The 15,921-nt window shown below is 35.1% G+C and carries 13 protein-coding genes; 9 read left to right on the forward strand and 4 right to left on the reverse strand.

All coding sequences use genetic code 11. From position 1 onward, the window contains the following. Window positions 1-7: 7 nt before the first annotated feature. Together B3P23_RS03355 and serS are read right to left on the reverse strand one after the other, a co-directional pair. Complete coding sequence (locus B3P23_RS03355) at window positions 8-3,238, reverse strand: SusC/RagA family TonB-linked outer membrane protein (RefSeq protein WP_293924504.1); 3,231 nt, start codon at window positions 3,236-3,238, stop codon at window positions 8-10. Between the two features lie 556 nt (window positions 3,239-3,794). After that, the gene (gene serS / locus B3P23_RS03360) at window positions 3,795-5,066 is read right to left on the reverse strand and encodes a serine--tRNA ligase (RefSeq protein ID WP_045752814.1); all 1,272 of its coding nucleotides are present in this window, start codon (window positions 5,064-5,066) and stop codon (window positions 3,795-3,797) included. A 297-nt stretch (window positions 5,067-5,363) separates the two neighbouring features. On the opposite strand from serS, the gene mgrA reads away from it, so the two are divergent. The 5 genes from mgrA to B3P23_RS03385 all read left to right on the forward strand — a co-directional run bounded on the left by mgrA (window position 5,364) and on the right by B3P23_RS03385 (window position 10,699). Further along, complete coding sequence (mgrA, locus tag B3P23_RS03365; RefSeq protein ID WP_293924506.1) at window positions 5,364-6,356, forward strand: L-glyceraldehyde 3-phosphate reductase; 993 nt, start codon at window positions 5,364-5,366, stop codon at window positions 6,354-6,356. 139 nt (window positions 6,357-6,495) lie between these two features. Then, window positions 6,496-7,161, forward strand: a complete 666-nt coding sequence (gene rsmI, locus B3P23_RS03370) for a 16S rRNA (cytidine(1402)-2'-O)-methyltransferase (RefSeq protein ID WP_293924508.1) — start codon at window positions 6,496-6,498, stop codon at window positions 7,159-7,161. Window positions 7,162-7,195: 34 nt separating this feature from the next. Then, window positions 7,196-7,891, forward strand: a complete 696-nt coding sequence (locus B3P23_RS03375) for a PH domain-containing protein (protein ID WP_293924509.1) — start codon at window positions 7,196-7,198, stop codon at window positions 7,889-7,891. A gap of 2 nt (window positions 7,892-7,893) precedes the next feature. After that, window positions 7,894-9,522 carry an apolipoprotein N-acyltransferase gene (gene lnt / locus B3P23_RS03380; RefSeq protein ID WP_293924510.1) on the forward strand — a complete coding sequence of 543 codons (1,629 nt, stop codon included), beginning with the start codon at window positions 7,894-7,896 and terminating at the stop codon, window positions 9,520-9,522. Window positions 9,523-9,571: 49 nt separating this feature from the next. Further along, window positions 9,572-10,699, forward strand: coding sequence for a cysteine desulfurase family protein (locus B3P23_RS03385; RefSeq protein ID WP_293924512.1), 1,128 nt, complete (start codon window positions 9,572-9,574; stop codon window positions 10,697-10,699). Window positions 10,700-10,747: 48 nt separating this feature from the next. Here the strand turns inward: B3P23_RS03385 and B3P23_RS03390 are convergent, their stop codons facing one another. Together B3P23_RS03390 and B3P23_RS03395 are read right to left on the reverse strand one after the other, a co-directional pair. Beyond that, on the reverse strand, window positions 10,748-11,167 hold the full coding sequence (locus B3P23_RS03390; RefSeq protein WP_094773027.1) for a copper resistance protein NlpE: 420 nt from the start codon (window positions 11,165-11,167) through the stop codon (window positions 10,748-10,750). An 85-nt stretch (window positions 11,168-11,252) separates the two neighbouring features. Continuing rightward, window positions 11,253-11,588 (reverse strand): tetratricopeptide repeat protein, encoded by a 336-nt coding sequence (locus tag B3P23_RS03395; protein ID WP_248754678.1) that lies wholly within the window; start codon window positions 11,586-11,588, stop codon window positions 11,253-11,255. Between the two features lie 328 nt (window positions 11,589-11,916). Here B3P23_RS03395 and B3P23_RS03400 point away from each other — a divergent pair, with 328 nt between their 5' ends. The 4 genes from B3P23_RS03400 (at window position 11,917) to B3P23_RS03415 (ending at window position 15,884) form a co-directional block, all read left to right on the forward strand. Beyond that, entirely contained in the window at window positions 11,917-12,654 is a 738-nt protein-coding gene (locus B3P23_RS03400; protein WP_293924514.1) for an electron transfer flavoprotein subunit beta/FixA family protein, read from the forward strand. A gap of 21 nt (window positions 12,655-12,675) precedes the next feature. Then, complete coding sequence (locus B3P23_RS03405) at window positions 12,676-13,650, forward strand: electron transfer flavoprotein subunit alpha/FixB family protein (RefSeq protein ID WP_293924515.1); 975 nt, start codon at window positions 12,676-12,678, stop codon at window positions 13,648-13,650. Window positions 13,651-13,842: 192 nt separating this feature from the next. After that, window positions 13,843-14,466, forward strand: coding sequence for a bifunctional nuclease family protein (locus B3P23_RS03410; protein WP_094773030.1), 624 nt, complete (start codon window positions 13,843-13,845; stop codon window positions 14,464-14,466). 44 nt (window positions 14,467-14,510) lie between these two features. Further along, a complete protein-coding gene (locus tag B3P23_RS03415; protein WP_293924516.1) occupies window positions 14,511-15,884 on the forward strand; it encodes a nucleoside permease in 1,374 nt (457 codons plus the stop codon). Window positions 15,885-15,921 lie beyond the last annotated feature (37 nt).

Raw genomic sequence — 15,921 nt, forward strand, 5'->3', positions numbered from 1 at the left:
AAGCGTATTAGAATGAAACCTTAACATTAATTCCGTAATTTCTTAAAGAAGGTTGAGCTGTATAGTCGAAACCTTGTGCATTACCCGCACCCGCTGAGTTAACTTCTGGATCAGCGTATTTATTTTCGCTAGGTGTCCAGATGAATAAATTGTTACCAAAGAATCCAATTGAAGCAGCTCCAAAAGGAGTGTTTTTTAATTGAGTTTTAGTAAATTTATAAGTAAGGGTTAGATTACGCAATTTGATATAAGTGGCATCAACTACATTCATACCGGCTTCGAGATTAGGATAGTAATCAATTTTATCATATTTGGCAGTTGTATTGACTACTGAATTTCCATCGGCATCAAGATAAACAGAATTAGGAAAAATTTGACCAAAACGATCTCCTCCACTTTCAGCAGAAGTTCCCACAAATGCTAGGATATCTTTTGTTCTTGAATAGAAAACACCTCCTTGTTTAGTATCGAATAAAGCGCTCATCGACCAATTTTTATAAGACAAGTTGGTTCCTAAAGAAGCTTGAAAATCCGGATTATACGAACCTAAATATTGTGCAGATTCGGTAGCGATAGGTAAACCAGTAGATTGATCAACAATAGTGCGACCTTGAGCATCTTTAGCATTAGTAACAGCATAGAACTCTCCGTATGGACGACCAACTGCGGCTACAATCGACATACCTGAAAAACCTCCAACAGAAACTTGATCAACCCCATCCATCAATTCAACAACCTCACTGTTGTTCTTGGTAAATGTTCCAAACATTTCCCATGTGAAATTTTGGTTTTTGATAGGCGTACCTCTCAATGTTAACTCAACACCATTATTTTTAACCTTACCTGCATTTACTAAACTAAATCCGTAACCTGTTGAATTTGGAATCGGAATACTTAAGATCTGATTTTTTGAATTATTGTTATAATAAGTAAAATCTGCGTACAAACGATTACTAAAAAAACCCAATTCAGTTCCTATTTCAAAAGAAGTTGTGATCTCAGGTTTTAAGTCTAAGTTACCAATAGTAGAGCTAGACATTAATGCTGCAACATTACCAAATGGAAAAGTTGTACTTCCAAAACCACCATTGATCTCACCTCTTGAGAAAGTAGTCAACAGTTGGTAAGGATCCGTATCAGAACCTACTTGTGCCCAGTTAGCACGTAATTTTGCATAATTAAACTTATTTTTCAATTCAGGAGTAAATAATTCTGAAAGAACAAATGAACCACTTACACTTGGATAGAAGAATGAATTATTTTGTTTTGGTAATGTAGATGACCAATCATTACGAGCTGTAGCTTGTAAATAAGCAATGTTTTTGTATGAAACATTCAAATCCCCATACACGCCGACTAATCTTCTGTTACTCCAAGAATCTGCTACCAGATCCAAAGGACCATTACTATTCGCTAAATTATACCATCCAGGCACGACTAAACCACCGCTTGCATTTGTCGCGGTACTGCTTGTAGATGTTCTACGTTGACGGATATTATTACCTAACATAAACGATGCTTCCCAATCATCATTGATAGCGTGAGTCGCAGTTGCCATAAAATCATGAACAATTTCATTCACATTGTATTGATCAATGCGATAACGTCCATTTCCAGTTTGAATGTTTGATTTTGTATAATTTCCAGAGGTATTATCTGCAGGCAAAAAACTATATTTTGGAGATTCGGATCGACGACGGTCTGTATAATTATCCAAACCTACACGCTCTTGAAAAGTTAACCAGTCTAAAGGTTTGTAAGTAACATTGAAATTTCCAATAATACGATTTACATCATTAAAATTATTATTGTTTTTTAAAACCCAATATGGATTCATCGAATACGGACCATAGTAGCCATAAACATCGTTATGTTCAATACCATTTTCATCTGTATATCCGTAGCCGTTATATGGATTGCTTAAATCTTTTAAACCAACAATATCAATATCTCTTGGAGTCTGTAATAAACTATTATATACGGAACCATTACCTTGCCCCCCACCAACATTATTACTATTGATACGACTATAGTTTACCGAAACACCTGCCGAGAATTTATTGGAAAACTCTGTTGATCCATTAAAGCGTACTCCGTACTTATTATAACTATCTTTTTTCCCAGGATAAACACCATTTGAGTTTAAGGCATTTAGACCTAAATAAAAAGTCGATTTATCGGAACCACCTGAAAAACTCAAATTATTATCCGATGCTAAGCCTAGATCAAAAAAATCTTTTACATTGTCCTTTACAGCAGAATAAGCTTTTTTCTGACGAACACCATTAATCGCTTGTCCCCACTCTTGAATTTCCCCTGTAAAAGGAGATCCCCATGACCAATTTTCCTTTGGATCATTATCAAAAACTAAATCACCTTTTTTTGTACGACTTGATGAACCTTGTCCATATTGATTTTGAAATTCTGGCAATTTCAAAATAGAAGACATGGTATTAGTTGAACTAAAAGTGATTTCATTTTTAGCTCCTTTTTGACCACTTTTGGTTGTGATGATTAACGCACCATTAGATGCTCTTGAACCATATAATGCAGCTGCTGCAGGACCTTTTAAGACTGTTACTGATGCAATATCATCAGGATTGATATCATTACCACGGTTACCAAAATCAACGCTGGATAGTGAAGACGAACCTCCAATGACACTTGAATTGTCAATAGGTGTACCATCAACGACAATAAGCGCTTGATTATTACCTGAAATGGATGATCCACCACGCAATACAACACGAGAAGAACTCCCTGGTGAATTCGATGTTGAAGTAATGTTGACACCAGCCACTTTACCTGCTAATGCACCAATAGCACTTGAATTTCTTCCTTCAGTTAACTCATCACTTTTAATTGTTGGTGCCGAATAACCTAAAGATCTTTTCTCTCTTTTAATTGCATTTGCCGTAACAACAACCTCTTCCAAAGCGTTATTATCATCTTCTAATGACACATTGAAAACGGTAGCATTGTTATTAACAATAATCGTTTTTTCGCCAAAACCAATAGAGCGAAATACAACAACCTTACCAGCTGGAACATTCAAAGAGTAGTTACCATTAGCGTCGGTCTGTGTAGCTTGATTAGTACCTTGTACAACAACAGTAACCCCTGGTACTGCTTGACCAGTTGCTGATGTAACACGGCCACTAATCTTTTTCTCTTGCGCGAATGCTACTGATGACAATATCATCCCACCTACAAGAAAACTAAGTAATGTTTGTTTCATATTATTTACTTTGTTAATTTAATATTTTGATAAAATAATATCCATTCAAAAAAAACTGTTAAAACTTATATTGTTCAAACAACCTTATATAAACGCAAATAAAATCCCAAGTATGAAACCTAAAGGACTCAATATTACGTAAAAACAGAATAAACACATGGAAAGCAATAAGGGCTTATTAAGACTCCTTGATGCTCATTTTTATGAGAATCTGTAAATTTTCTTTTTAAAATTTACGATAAATAACGTGGTAGTATGATCTTTATAGACATTACATCTGTAAAGCGGGTAGCAAATATATATAGACAAAGTTGCTATTACAAGTATTTTAACAAAAAAGTTTTTTTTACATCACAAATGTAAATAAGAGTAATGTATATTATAAAAAACGCAAAGAGCTTGAAAGGAAATTATATTTTCCTAAATCCGAATTAAAACAGAATTTTATACGGCATAACACTATATTAACAAAATTTTAACAGTAAAAGAGAATTTTACGAAACAAAAAAAGGTTGTAAAAAAATTTACAACCTTCTCCTAATTTTTATCAATAATATTAATCAATATATTCAAATCCTGTATAGGGAACCAATACCTTAGGTATTTTTATACCCTTATCTGTTTGATTATTCTCCAACAAAGAAGCTACTATACGTGGTAAAGCTAATGCAGATCCATTTAATGTATGCGCCAATTGCATTTTACCCTCTTGGTTTTTAAATCTTACTTTCAGACGGTTAGATTGATAAGTTTCGAAATTTGAAACTGATGACACTTCTAACCAACGTTTTTGAGCCGCACTAAATACTTCTAGATCGTAAGTCAACGCAGCAGTAAAACTCATATCACCACCACATAATCGCAGCACACGATAAGGTAATTCCAATTTTTGTAATAAACTTTGCACGTAAGTACTCATTTCTTCCAATGCAGTATACGATTGATCAGGGTGCACAATCTGCACCGTCTCGACCTTATCAAATTGGTGTAAACGATTCAATCCGCGCACATGCGCACCATAGGAACCTGCTTCACGACGGAAACATGGTGTATATGCACAGTGTCTAATCGGAAATTGCTCTTCTTTCACAATCACATCCCGATAGATATTCGTAACAGGTACTTCCGCAGTAGGAATTAAGTAGAGATCATCATGAGTTACATGATACATCTGGCCCTCTTTATCAGGTAACTGACCTGTAGCAAATGCAGACGCCTCATTAACCATAATTGGCACCTGTACTTCTTCATAACCTACTTTTGCAGCTTCATCTAAAAAGAAGTTGATCAAAGCTCGCTGCAATCGAGCTCCTTTACCTTTATATACAGGAAAACCTGCTCCTGTTACCTTAACACCAAGCTCTAAATCTACAATCCCATATTTTGTTAATAAATCCCAATGAGAAACAGCATCATCAGCTAGTGTAGGAATAGTTCCATGCTCTAAAACAACTTCATTATCGTCAGCTGAAACACCTACAGGAACTGATGTATGAGGTAGATTGGGAAGTTGAACAATTTTTGCATTTAGATCTTGTTCCACAATAGCTAATTCATCAGTCAGGTGTTTAACCTGTTCCTTATATCCTGAGGACTGGGATTTTACGGCTTCAGCTTCTTCCTTTTTACCTTGACGCATCAATTCTCCGATTTTCTTTGCGGATGAATTTGCTTCTGCTGAAACGGCATCTGACTCGGATTGAATTTTGCGACGTTGTTCATCTAAATGGATGATTTCATCAACTAATCCAATTTCCTTGAAATTTTTGACACCTAATCTTTCGATTACTTTATCCCTGTTTTCACGGATATAATTCAATTGCAACATAATTATGTGTATTTTTAAAGAAACAAACTTAGATAAATTTGTTTTATTTACAATTTTAATTGTGTCATTTATACAACAATTTTATTCGTTTGAGTCTTTTTTATGGAGCTCTATTCAAGCTATCCACTTTGCAATCTCTCCCCTTTAGTCAGCTAGTAGTATATAATAGAAATAAAACAAAAGCAGACCATTTGTGAGTATCCTGTAAATATTCAAGTCATTTTTAGTCACATATGTTAAAATATTTAAGATAACTTGTAAATTGCCTTTGTAAACTTTTAAAAGCATAATAACTCCATGCACTATTCACCAGATCACAATCGATATCAAGAAATGGAATACCGTCGTTCGGGTCATTCTGGAATTAAATTGTCAGCAATTTCATTGGGCTTATGGCAAAATTTTGGTCATATCAATGATTTTGAAAACAGCCGCAAACTTATCCAGACCGCATTTGATTCTGGCATCACACACTTTGACCTTGCAAATAATTATGGTCCGCCTCCAGGTTCTGCAGAAGAAAATTTCGGGAAAATACTAAAAACTGACTTTAAAGGATACCGCGATGAAATGATTATCTCTTCCAAAGCTGGCTACACCATGTGGGATGGTCCATACGGAGATTGGGGATCTAAAAAATATCTGGTATCCAGTTTAGATCAAAGTTTAAAAAGGATGAATTTAGATTACGTGGATATTTTCTATCATCATAGACCTGACCCCGAAACTCCTCTAGAAGAAACAATGGCCACATTACACCTGTTGGTTCAACAAGGGAAGGCATTGTACGTCGGTATATCAAACTATAAAACACCTGAAGCCAAGCGTGCTATAGATCTGTTGAAACAGATGGGTACTCCCTGCCTGATTCACCAGCCTAAATATTCCATGTTCGAGCGTTGGGTAGAAGAAAGCCTATTGGATTTACTCGCACAAGAAACGGTTGGTTGCATCCCTTTTTCACCGCTAGCGCAAGGATTACTAACAGATAAATACCTGCATGGCATCCCTCAAGATTCTCGAGCAGCTTCGGGCAGTATATCATTGCATGAAAGTGATATTACAGCTGATAAAATTGAAAAAATAAAAGCTTTAAATGATCTCGCCATACAACGAAATCAAAAGTTGGCACAGATGGCTGTATCTTGGTTATTAAACAAACCACAGGTTACATCTGTGCTTATCGGAGCGAGTAAAATTTCCCAGATTGAAGATGCAGTTGCTGCAGTAAAAAATCAGCATTTTTCAGCAGAAGAATTATTACTTATCGATCAGATCTTAGCAAAATAATGTTAATAGCATCATTTTTTTTATTCAACCATTCTTGCTGATAGATACCTGTTTTTTCAATTTCAATACAAGTATTTATCAGAGAGAATGGTCGTATAAAGCTTTGATTGCAATTATCAAAAAAAACTTACCTTTGTAAATGCTTTATTTAGTCCCTACGCCAATTGGCAATTTAGAAGATATGACTTTTCGCGCGATTCGTGTGTTAAAAGAAGCAGATCTTATTCTCGCTGAAGATACACGCACAAGCGCACCACTTTTAAAACATTTTGGAATCGAAAAAAAAGTATTTGCTCATCATCAACACAATGAACATAAAGCGATTTCAGAAATCATTAAGTTTTTAAAAGATGGACAAAATATTGCCTTGATTTCTGACGCCGGTACTCCAGCTATATCAGACCCCGGGTTTTTATTGGTTCGAGAAGCAATTAAAGAAGGGCTTGAAGTACAATGTTTACCTGGAGCAACAGCCTTTGTTCCAGCTTTGGTCAATTCAGGATTACCAAATGATCGCTTTTGCTTTGAGGGGTTTCTTCCGGTAAAAAAGGGACGTCAAACACGTATGAAATTCTTAGCAGAAGAAAAAAGGACAATGATTTTTTATGAATCACCGCATCGCATACTTAAAACAATTGACGAATTCATTCAAGTTTTTGGTCCCGAAAGACAAGCTTCCATATCAAGAGAGTTAAGTAAATTATACGAAGAAAATGTCAGAGGAACACTTGCGGATTTAAAATTACATTTTGAAAACAATCCAATTAAGGGAGAATTTGTATTTTGTGTGGGAGGTTTAGAATAGTTTCGCCTTCGTTTATTTTTAAAATATATTTAATATGAACTTTGAACTTTTTGCCATTGACGGCCAAGATATCAAAATCGTTGAAAAGTTAGTCATCAAATTACAAGATATGATGACCGACGGAGAGCGAATTGATTATATCGCAATACAGAAAAAACCTGCAGTAACGATTCTTCCTGATAGTATCACGATCAGTAATAAACGTATTTTCATGTGCGAATTCACCAAACTGGGTTTAGCTACTGATTTTGAAATATTCAGTTGGAAAGACATCAAAGACATTGCTTTTAAAGAAGAGATCTTTGGTTCCAAAGTCACCGTAATCCCTACAACAGGTGAAAACTTGAGTATTGATTATATTCCAAAAGTGCAAGCAAGAAAATTATATCAATTAATTAAGGGCGCATTAGAATCGTCAAAAATAAAGGAACTTGAACTGGAAAAAGAAAAATTTATAGTAACAGTTCCAAAACAAGCAGCACCATCATTTGAAATACATACACCTGTTGAAGAAGAGGTCGTTAGTAGCAATGGTCAAGCTTCACCTAAAATAGAAGAAGTCAAAGAAATTATGATCACACCCATCGTTGAGGAATCAGCTCCTAAAGTAGTGGAAGAAGATGATGAAATGACGCTTAAACTAAGAAAATTGAAAAGCTTATTTGACAAACAATTGATTACACAGGCAGAATACGAAAATAAGAAAAACGAAATTTTATCTCAAATTTAATCGTGAGAAATCAATACTTACTGGCACTTTTAAGTGCCTTTTTATTATGGTTAGGATGGCCACCCGTTCCCTATAGTAGTCCCATTTTACTAATAGCTTTCCTACCACTTTTAATTGCAGTTGAACATATCATTCGGAATGAAGAGTTCAAGAAAAAAGGAAAAAAAATATTTTTAACGGCAGGATTAACAGCTGTGGTTTGGAATACAGCATCCATCTATTGGGTGTATAATTCAATATCTGCCGTGATGCCTTGGTATATTGCGATTTTTATATCATTGATCCCTTTTCTCTTAGGTGCACTCTTAATGGCTCTAACATTTCGCCTATACTATCAGATGAGAAAAAAAACAGCTATTGGTATTTCTCTATTTGGACTAATGGCTTTTTGGATATGTTATGAATATTTACACCAAACATGGGACTTAGCATTTCCATGGATGACCTTGGGCAATGGATTTGCCAATTTTCATCAACTTATTCAATGGTATGAAGTCACGGGTGTTTATGGTGGAACCATTTGGATCTGGTTAAGCAATATCTTGGTTTTCTTACTTTATTTAAACAAAAAGCAAATCAATACACTGAGTAAACCGCGATACATTAAAATCATGTTGGCACTAACTTTACTCTTACCATCAACTTATTCTATCATTCGTTATTTAACATTTGAGGAACACTTAAATCCTTCTCAAATTGTAACCGTTCAACCCAATATTGACCCATTTGGAAAATTTGGATCTATCAGCTCTGAAGACCAATTAAATACATTGATGCGGCTTTCAAAATCAGTTGCAAAACCGAATACGGAGTTTTTTATCTGGCCAGAGACAGCTTTATCCCAAAGAGGTGATTTCGATGAAGAAGATTTTAGAAATACCAGCACATTTGATTCACTTATCAATTTTTTAAATGATTATAAGAATGGTAACGTATTAACAGGAATTGAGAGCTATCAATTGTATAATGATCAGAGAACAAGTACCGCAAGAGAAATAGCGCCAAACCTATACAAAGACAATTTTAATGCAGCAACCTTAGTTGATGTTTCATCAAAACTACAGTTTTATCATAAATCAAAATTGGTTCCTGGAGTAGAGCAGATGCCATTTGGCAGTGCTATCAATTTCTTAAAGCCATTATTTAGTGCTTTTGGAGGAACCACAGGAGGATATGGAAAGCAGGACAAACCTTCAGTATTCTATTCTCAAAGTGGTATAGGCGCAGCTCCAGTTATTTGTTACGAGTCAATATGGGGTAATTATGTAGCAGAATATATTCAACAAGGGGCACAGTTTATTGCCATTATTACCAATGATGGCTGGTGGGGAAATACTTCAGGTAAAGATCAGCATTTAGAATATGCTAAATTAAGAGCAATCGAAAATCGCAGATGGGTAGCTCGTGCTGCCAATACCGGTATTTCAGGGTTTATAAACCAAAGAGGCGATATTATTCAGCAAACACAATGGTGGCAGCCCGCAGCCCTAACCCAAGAAATTAATCTGAGTGAAGAACTAACCATCTATACAAAAAATGGTGATATTCTAGCCTATATCGGTATTTTTACCGCTTTACTTGCTTCTTTAACATTTTTCAAAAAATCAAAAACAAGCAATTTTATTAAATAATCCAATTCGCACAGATAAGTAAACTTACTTTTACTTAATTTTGTCCATTATGCAAGTATATTTTGATAATGCTGCAACTACAGCGCTAGATCCAGAAGTCATTCGTGTCATGATAGACACCATGGAAAATAATTATGGGAATCCTTCTTCCATTCATTCACATGGCAGACAAGTAAAAACAATTGTTGAAAAGGCGCGTAAGTCAATTGCGCAAATCTTACATACTTCTCCATCTGAGATTTTCTTTACTTCTGGTGGTACCGAAGCCGACAATATGGCAATTGTACGTTCCATAGTAGATTTTGGAATCACACATGCAATCACAACTCCTATTGAACATCATGCTGTATTGCATACGCTAGAAGAAATGCAAAAAACAGGAAAAGTTCATCTTGATTTATTGCATGTAGATGCTCATGGTAATATCGATCTCCATCAATTAGAGGATTTACTATCCAACAATCCGAGAACATTCGTATCCATTATGCATGGCAATAATGAATTGGGCAATTTGAATGAAATTGAAAAAATAGCTGAAATTTGCCAAAAATATAATGCGATATTCCATTCCGATACGGTTCAGACCATGGGACATTATCCACATGATTTGAGTAAATTAAAAATTGATTTCATTACTGGAGCAGGACACAAATTTCATGGCCCCAAAGGAGTGGGTTTTCTGTACATCAATGCCAATACAAAAATCAAACCTATGATCTACGGAGGTGCACAGGAACGCAATATGCGTGGTGGAACTGAAAATGTATATGGTATCGCTGGACTAGCAAAAGCACTTGAACTAAGTTATGAGCACATGGAAGAACATGCAACTTATATACAAGGCTTAAAATCCTATATGATTGAACAATTAAAAACTGCGATTCCTGATATAAGATTTAACGGCATAATAGAACCCAATAAGTCCCTTTACACCGTACTAAACGTATCATTTCCATGTACTGAAATGGCAGATATGTTACTTTTCAATTTGGATATTGCAGGCATTTCTTGCTCAGGAGGAAGTGCATGTAGTTCTGGTACAGATATTGGCTCACATGTCCTTGGAGCTATAAGAGCAGATGGTAATCGACCATCCGTTCGCTTTTCATTCTGTCGTCACAATACAAAAGAAGAAATTGATTTCGTAGTAAATCATTTAAAAGATATCTGCAAATAAAAAAAGACCTTAATAGGTCTTTTTTTATTAATGTGATTTTATTTATAATTACTCTTGCATTTTCTCTAACTTATAATTTTCTGCCAACTCTCCAACAATATCATTACCTGATAAATCCAATTGCCAAAGTTTTGTTTTTTCTCCCAACTTGAATTTATAATCTACACCTTCTAAGGTAATAATATCATTTTCAAACTTCCATTTACCATCCTTAACAAATACCTCATCACTTTTATTCAGATACTTAGAAGTGTACCTATAGGAAAAATTTTGATTCAATTTTAATACAGTTTCTATTCCATCACAATCAGCACAAGGCATAATACCAGTGTACGAACCACTCAAATCATGTAAAGTAATATTTGGGTGGTCTTTCTTATCTTTCACTGCTTCCGCTCCCTTACGTTGGTTATCGCATGCAGTAAAAACCAATAAGATACAACATAATATAATAAATAGCCTTTTCATCTTCTATAAAACTCACTCTCGAAATCTCCAAAAACATATAGGCAAAATGAATACCAAAAATGAAATTTACAATGTTAAAATAATGTTAATATTCATCTTCATCATCTCCATCAAGTAAACTCAAAGCTCCTCGCAGTTCATTTAAAGCATGCATATTACGTTTCTGTTGGGTAATGATCATACCATTTTTATAGATGGTGCGTGCGTCATCGGGTCTATTCATTTTCTCATATAGTTTACCTAAGTGATAATATGTCCCCACATAGTCGGCATGATTGGTTATTAAATCCATATAACCTTCAAGTGCCTCCTTTTGCTTACCTAATTTTAAATATTCGGTTGCCATTGCATATTTCAAAAACGGATCTTGTGGAGAGTCCTTCAAAAATTCCTTCAATTGTTCTAAACGTTCAGACATCATCTATTTTTAATTATATCGGTAAAGCTACAAATAATAGAACAAGCTAAAAAACGAGTCCAGAAAACAATTTACTATGCTAGCATATAAAAATGACAAATAATTGACGAATCTTTTGTAAATCAAATTCTCAAAAAATTCCTAATAAAATTACAGTTAACATAAAAAATACATCAATATTTTACAAAACATATAACACTTGAACAATATTAGGCTTTTTATTTAAGAAAAATGAAATTCAACAATTCCTCTACTGGAGTACGTTACTATCCCAAATTATCTTTACATTTAACTTAAATTATAGTAGGTTTGTATAAAACGGTTATAAATTATGAAAATATTAGTGTGTATAAGTAATGTCCCAGACACTACTTCAAAAATTACATTCACGAATGACAACACCGCTTTTAATACTGCTGGTGTACAATATATTGTGAATCCATATGATGAGATTGCCTTATCAAAAGCAATAGATTTAGCCGAAGGTGGCAAAGGCACTGTAACTGTGATCACCGTAGGAGATGCAAGCACAGATGCAACTATCCGTAAAGCTTTAGCAACCGGCGCTGATAATGCAGTTCGAGTTAATGCTTTACCTAGAGATGCTTGGTTTGTAGCAAATCAGATTGCTAACTATGCCAAAGAAAATAACTTTGATCTCATACTAACGGGTAGAGAATCTATTGATTATAACGGAACACAAGTAGGCGCTTTTATAGGTTCTATATTGAATATCCCATCTGTTTCGATCAGTAAAAAATTATATATTGATGGTAACGCTGCTAGTGTAGAACGTGAGATCGAAGGTGGAAAAGAAGTATTAACACTAAATTTACCTGCCGTCATCGGTACAGCAGAAGGTGTTGCTGAAACTAAAATACCAAATATGAGAGGTATTATGACTGCACGAACAAAACCATTAGATGTCATTGAACCAATCGAAGTTGCTCAATTGTCACGTATAGTTAAGTACGAGACTCCAGAACCACGTGGCGCAGTGACTTTAGTTGATGCTAGCGATGTGGAAAAATTAGTTGCTCTTTTGCACGAGAAAGCAAAAGTTATTTAACCATCATTAAAACGGAAAAACATGTCAACATTAGTATATGTAGAAAATACAGACGGTCAATTTAAAAAATCAGCTTTTGAAGCACTTTCTTATGCCAAAGCTGTCGCTGACCAATCTGGCAGTCCAGTCATTGCATTATCAATTGGAAATGTAGATGATGATCAGCTACATCTTCTAGGGAAATATGGTGCCAGCAAGATTTTAAATGTCAATACAGAACAATTAAAATCGTTTGTCAACCAAGCCTATGCTGCAATTATCGTTGATGCAGCCAAATCCAATGATGCATCCATCATTATTTTATCCAATTCTTTTTCAGGTAAAGGCCTAGCTCCAAGAGTTGCTGCAAAGTTGAACGCAGCCTTAGCAGATGGTGCTATTGAATTACCTCAACCAGTTGGAAACGACTTACAAGTAAAAACTGGTGCATTTTCAGGAAAAGCTTTTGCTCTTGTTGAACTTACATCACCAATTAAAGTCATTGCACTGAATCCTAATTCGTTTGAACTGAAAGAATCCGAAACTTCTGCAACAATTGAAAATTATTCACCAAGTATAGATGCAGGAGATTTTAGCACAATTGTCAAAGATATCATTAGAGCGACAGATAAAATCTCACTACCTGAAGCTGACATTGTAGTATCAGCAGGTCGTGGTCTCAAAGGACCTGAAAACTGGGCTATGATCGAAGAATTAGCTGATGTGCTGGGAGCTGCTACTGCCTGTTCAAAACCAGTTTCTGATGCGGGATGGAGACCTCATTCCGAACACGTAGGACAAACAGGAATTGCAGTAAGCCCTAATTTATATATTGCCATCGGAATTTCTGGTGCTATCCAGCATTTAGCAGGTGTAAGCTCATCCAAAACGATTGTTGTTATCAACAAAGATCCAGAAGCTCCATTTTTCAAGGTGGCAGATTATGGCATCGTTGGAGATGCATTTGATGTTATTCCTAAATTAATTGCAGCGTTAAAAGCTTATAAAGGATTGTAAAATTACTGATTCAGAAACTCCATTCTCATTAAAAATGTGAATGGAGTTTTTTTGTTATTCATTATGCACATCTTTTTTAGTTAAAAACGTCCTATCACTGAGAGAGAACGACAAATTTACCTTTATATCACCAGTATCATATTGCTATTCTAAGCAAATTTATCTAAGTTTGTAAACCGTAAAGGTATCATAATGAAGAAAATCAAGTTAGACATCGTTGGTTTATCCTACAGTCAGACACAATCTGGAGCATATGCACTAGTTCTAGGTGAATCTGGAGGTAATCGCCGTCTTCCTATTATCATTGGAAGTCATGAAGCACAAGCTATTGCGATAAGAATAGAAAAGATGGTTCCCAGTCGTCCACTAACCCATGATTTATTTCAGAATTTTGCAAAAGCTTTCCAAATTAATTTAGAAGAAGTACTGATATATAATTTAATAGAAGGCATCTTTTATTCTAAGATTATTTGTTCAGACGGTCAAAAAACAGTAGAAATAGATGCTCGTACTTCTGACGCCGTCGCATTAGCAGTACGCTTCGGAGCACCTATTTATGCCTACGACTTCATTTTATCTTCTGCTGGCATCGTTATCGAAGGTAACGAATTTGCCTTTCTTGAAAACTTAGAAAATGCCGTATCATCAGAGGTTACCCCTGATGATGTAAAAGAAGAAACGACCAAGCCGCAAATCCAAAATCCTTTCTCAAGTCTTACAGATGAACAATTAAAAACCGTTCTCGAACAATCTCTCCATGATGAAAACTATGAGCAAGCGGCATTAATTCGTGATGAAATCTCACGCAGAAAATAATAATCGAATCCTCGACAAAAAACAAACTCAACTATACATTACTTATGTCTATTAAATTAAGGTTGACCATTATGAACTTCCTCCAGTTTTTTGTGTGGGGAGCATGGTTAATTACAATAGCAAATTACTGGTTTGGTACCAAGCAATGGGACGGAACTCAATTTGGAGCCATCTTTGCAACGATGGGTTTTGCATCTTTGTTTATGCCAACTTTAATGGGGATTATCGCAGATCGGTGGGTCAATGCTGAAAAATTATACTTAGTGCTCCATCTATTGTATGCCGCGGTCATGTTTTACCTACCACAAATAAATGAACCGACAACCTTTTTTTATGCTATGCTTTTAGCCATGTGTTTTTATATGCCTACCCTAGCATTATCAAATTCTATAGCATATACCGTACTTACCCAAGGAAAATATGATTTAGTAAAAGCCTTCCCTCCGATTCGTGTTTTTGGAACTATCGGATTTATTGCAGCGATGTGGCTTGTAAATTTGACAGGAAGCAAAGCATCAGAAATGCAATTTTATATCGCAGGAATTTTTGCATTGGCATTAGGTCTATTTTCATTTTCAATACCAAAATGTCCTCCAAAAAATGTGAAAGATGAAAATTCTTCCTTGGCAAGAACACTTGGCTTAGAAGCTTTTAAATTATTTGGAAACTATAAAATGGCTTTGTTCTTTATATTTTCTATGTTTTTAGGAGCTGCCCTTCAATTGACAAACGCATATGGCGATGTATTTTTAGATGAATTTAAATTTTTCCCTAAATACACCGATTCATTTGTGATCAAATATTCGACCATCATTATGTCGATTTCCCAAATATCAGAAACCCTATTCATCTTAGCCATTCCATTTTTCTTAAAACGATTTGGCATAAAAAAAGTAATGTTGATATCGATGTTCGCATGGGTTTTACGTTTTGGATTATTTGCCTATGGAGATCCATCTTCTGGATTATGGATGATCGTCTTATCTTGTATTGTATACGGTATGGCATTTGACTTTTTCAATATCTCAGGCTCATTATTTGTTGAGACATCTACCAGCCCACAAATAAGAAGCTCCGCACAGGGTCTTTTTATGATGATGACAAATGGATTTGGTGCAGTATTCGGTAGCTTAGTGTCGGGATGGATTATTGACAAATATTATTCCATATCCTTTAATAGCATGGGACAGTTAGCGTCCTTTTTAGATACCGATGTCAACAATAACACATTGGTTTCGTTTGTTAAAGAAAGGGGATTATCTATCAGTGAAAATGGATTATTCAATACACAGCTTATCCTCAAAGATTGGCACCATATCTGGCTTGCATTCTCTATTTATACATTGATATTAGCCATTTTATTTGCTATTTTATTCAAACATAAACACGACAAAAACCTACCATTAGGTGCTAAATAAGAAGAAAAGCATTAAATGCAGATTCGGCGGGGATCGA

The organism is Sphingobacterium sp. UBA6320, from assembly GCF_002440335.1.
Taxonomy (GTDB): Bacteria; Bacteroidota; Bacteroidia; order Sphingobacteriales; family Sphingobacteriaceae; genus Sphingobacterium.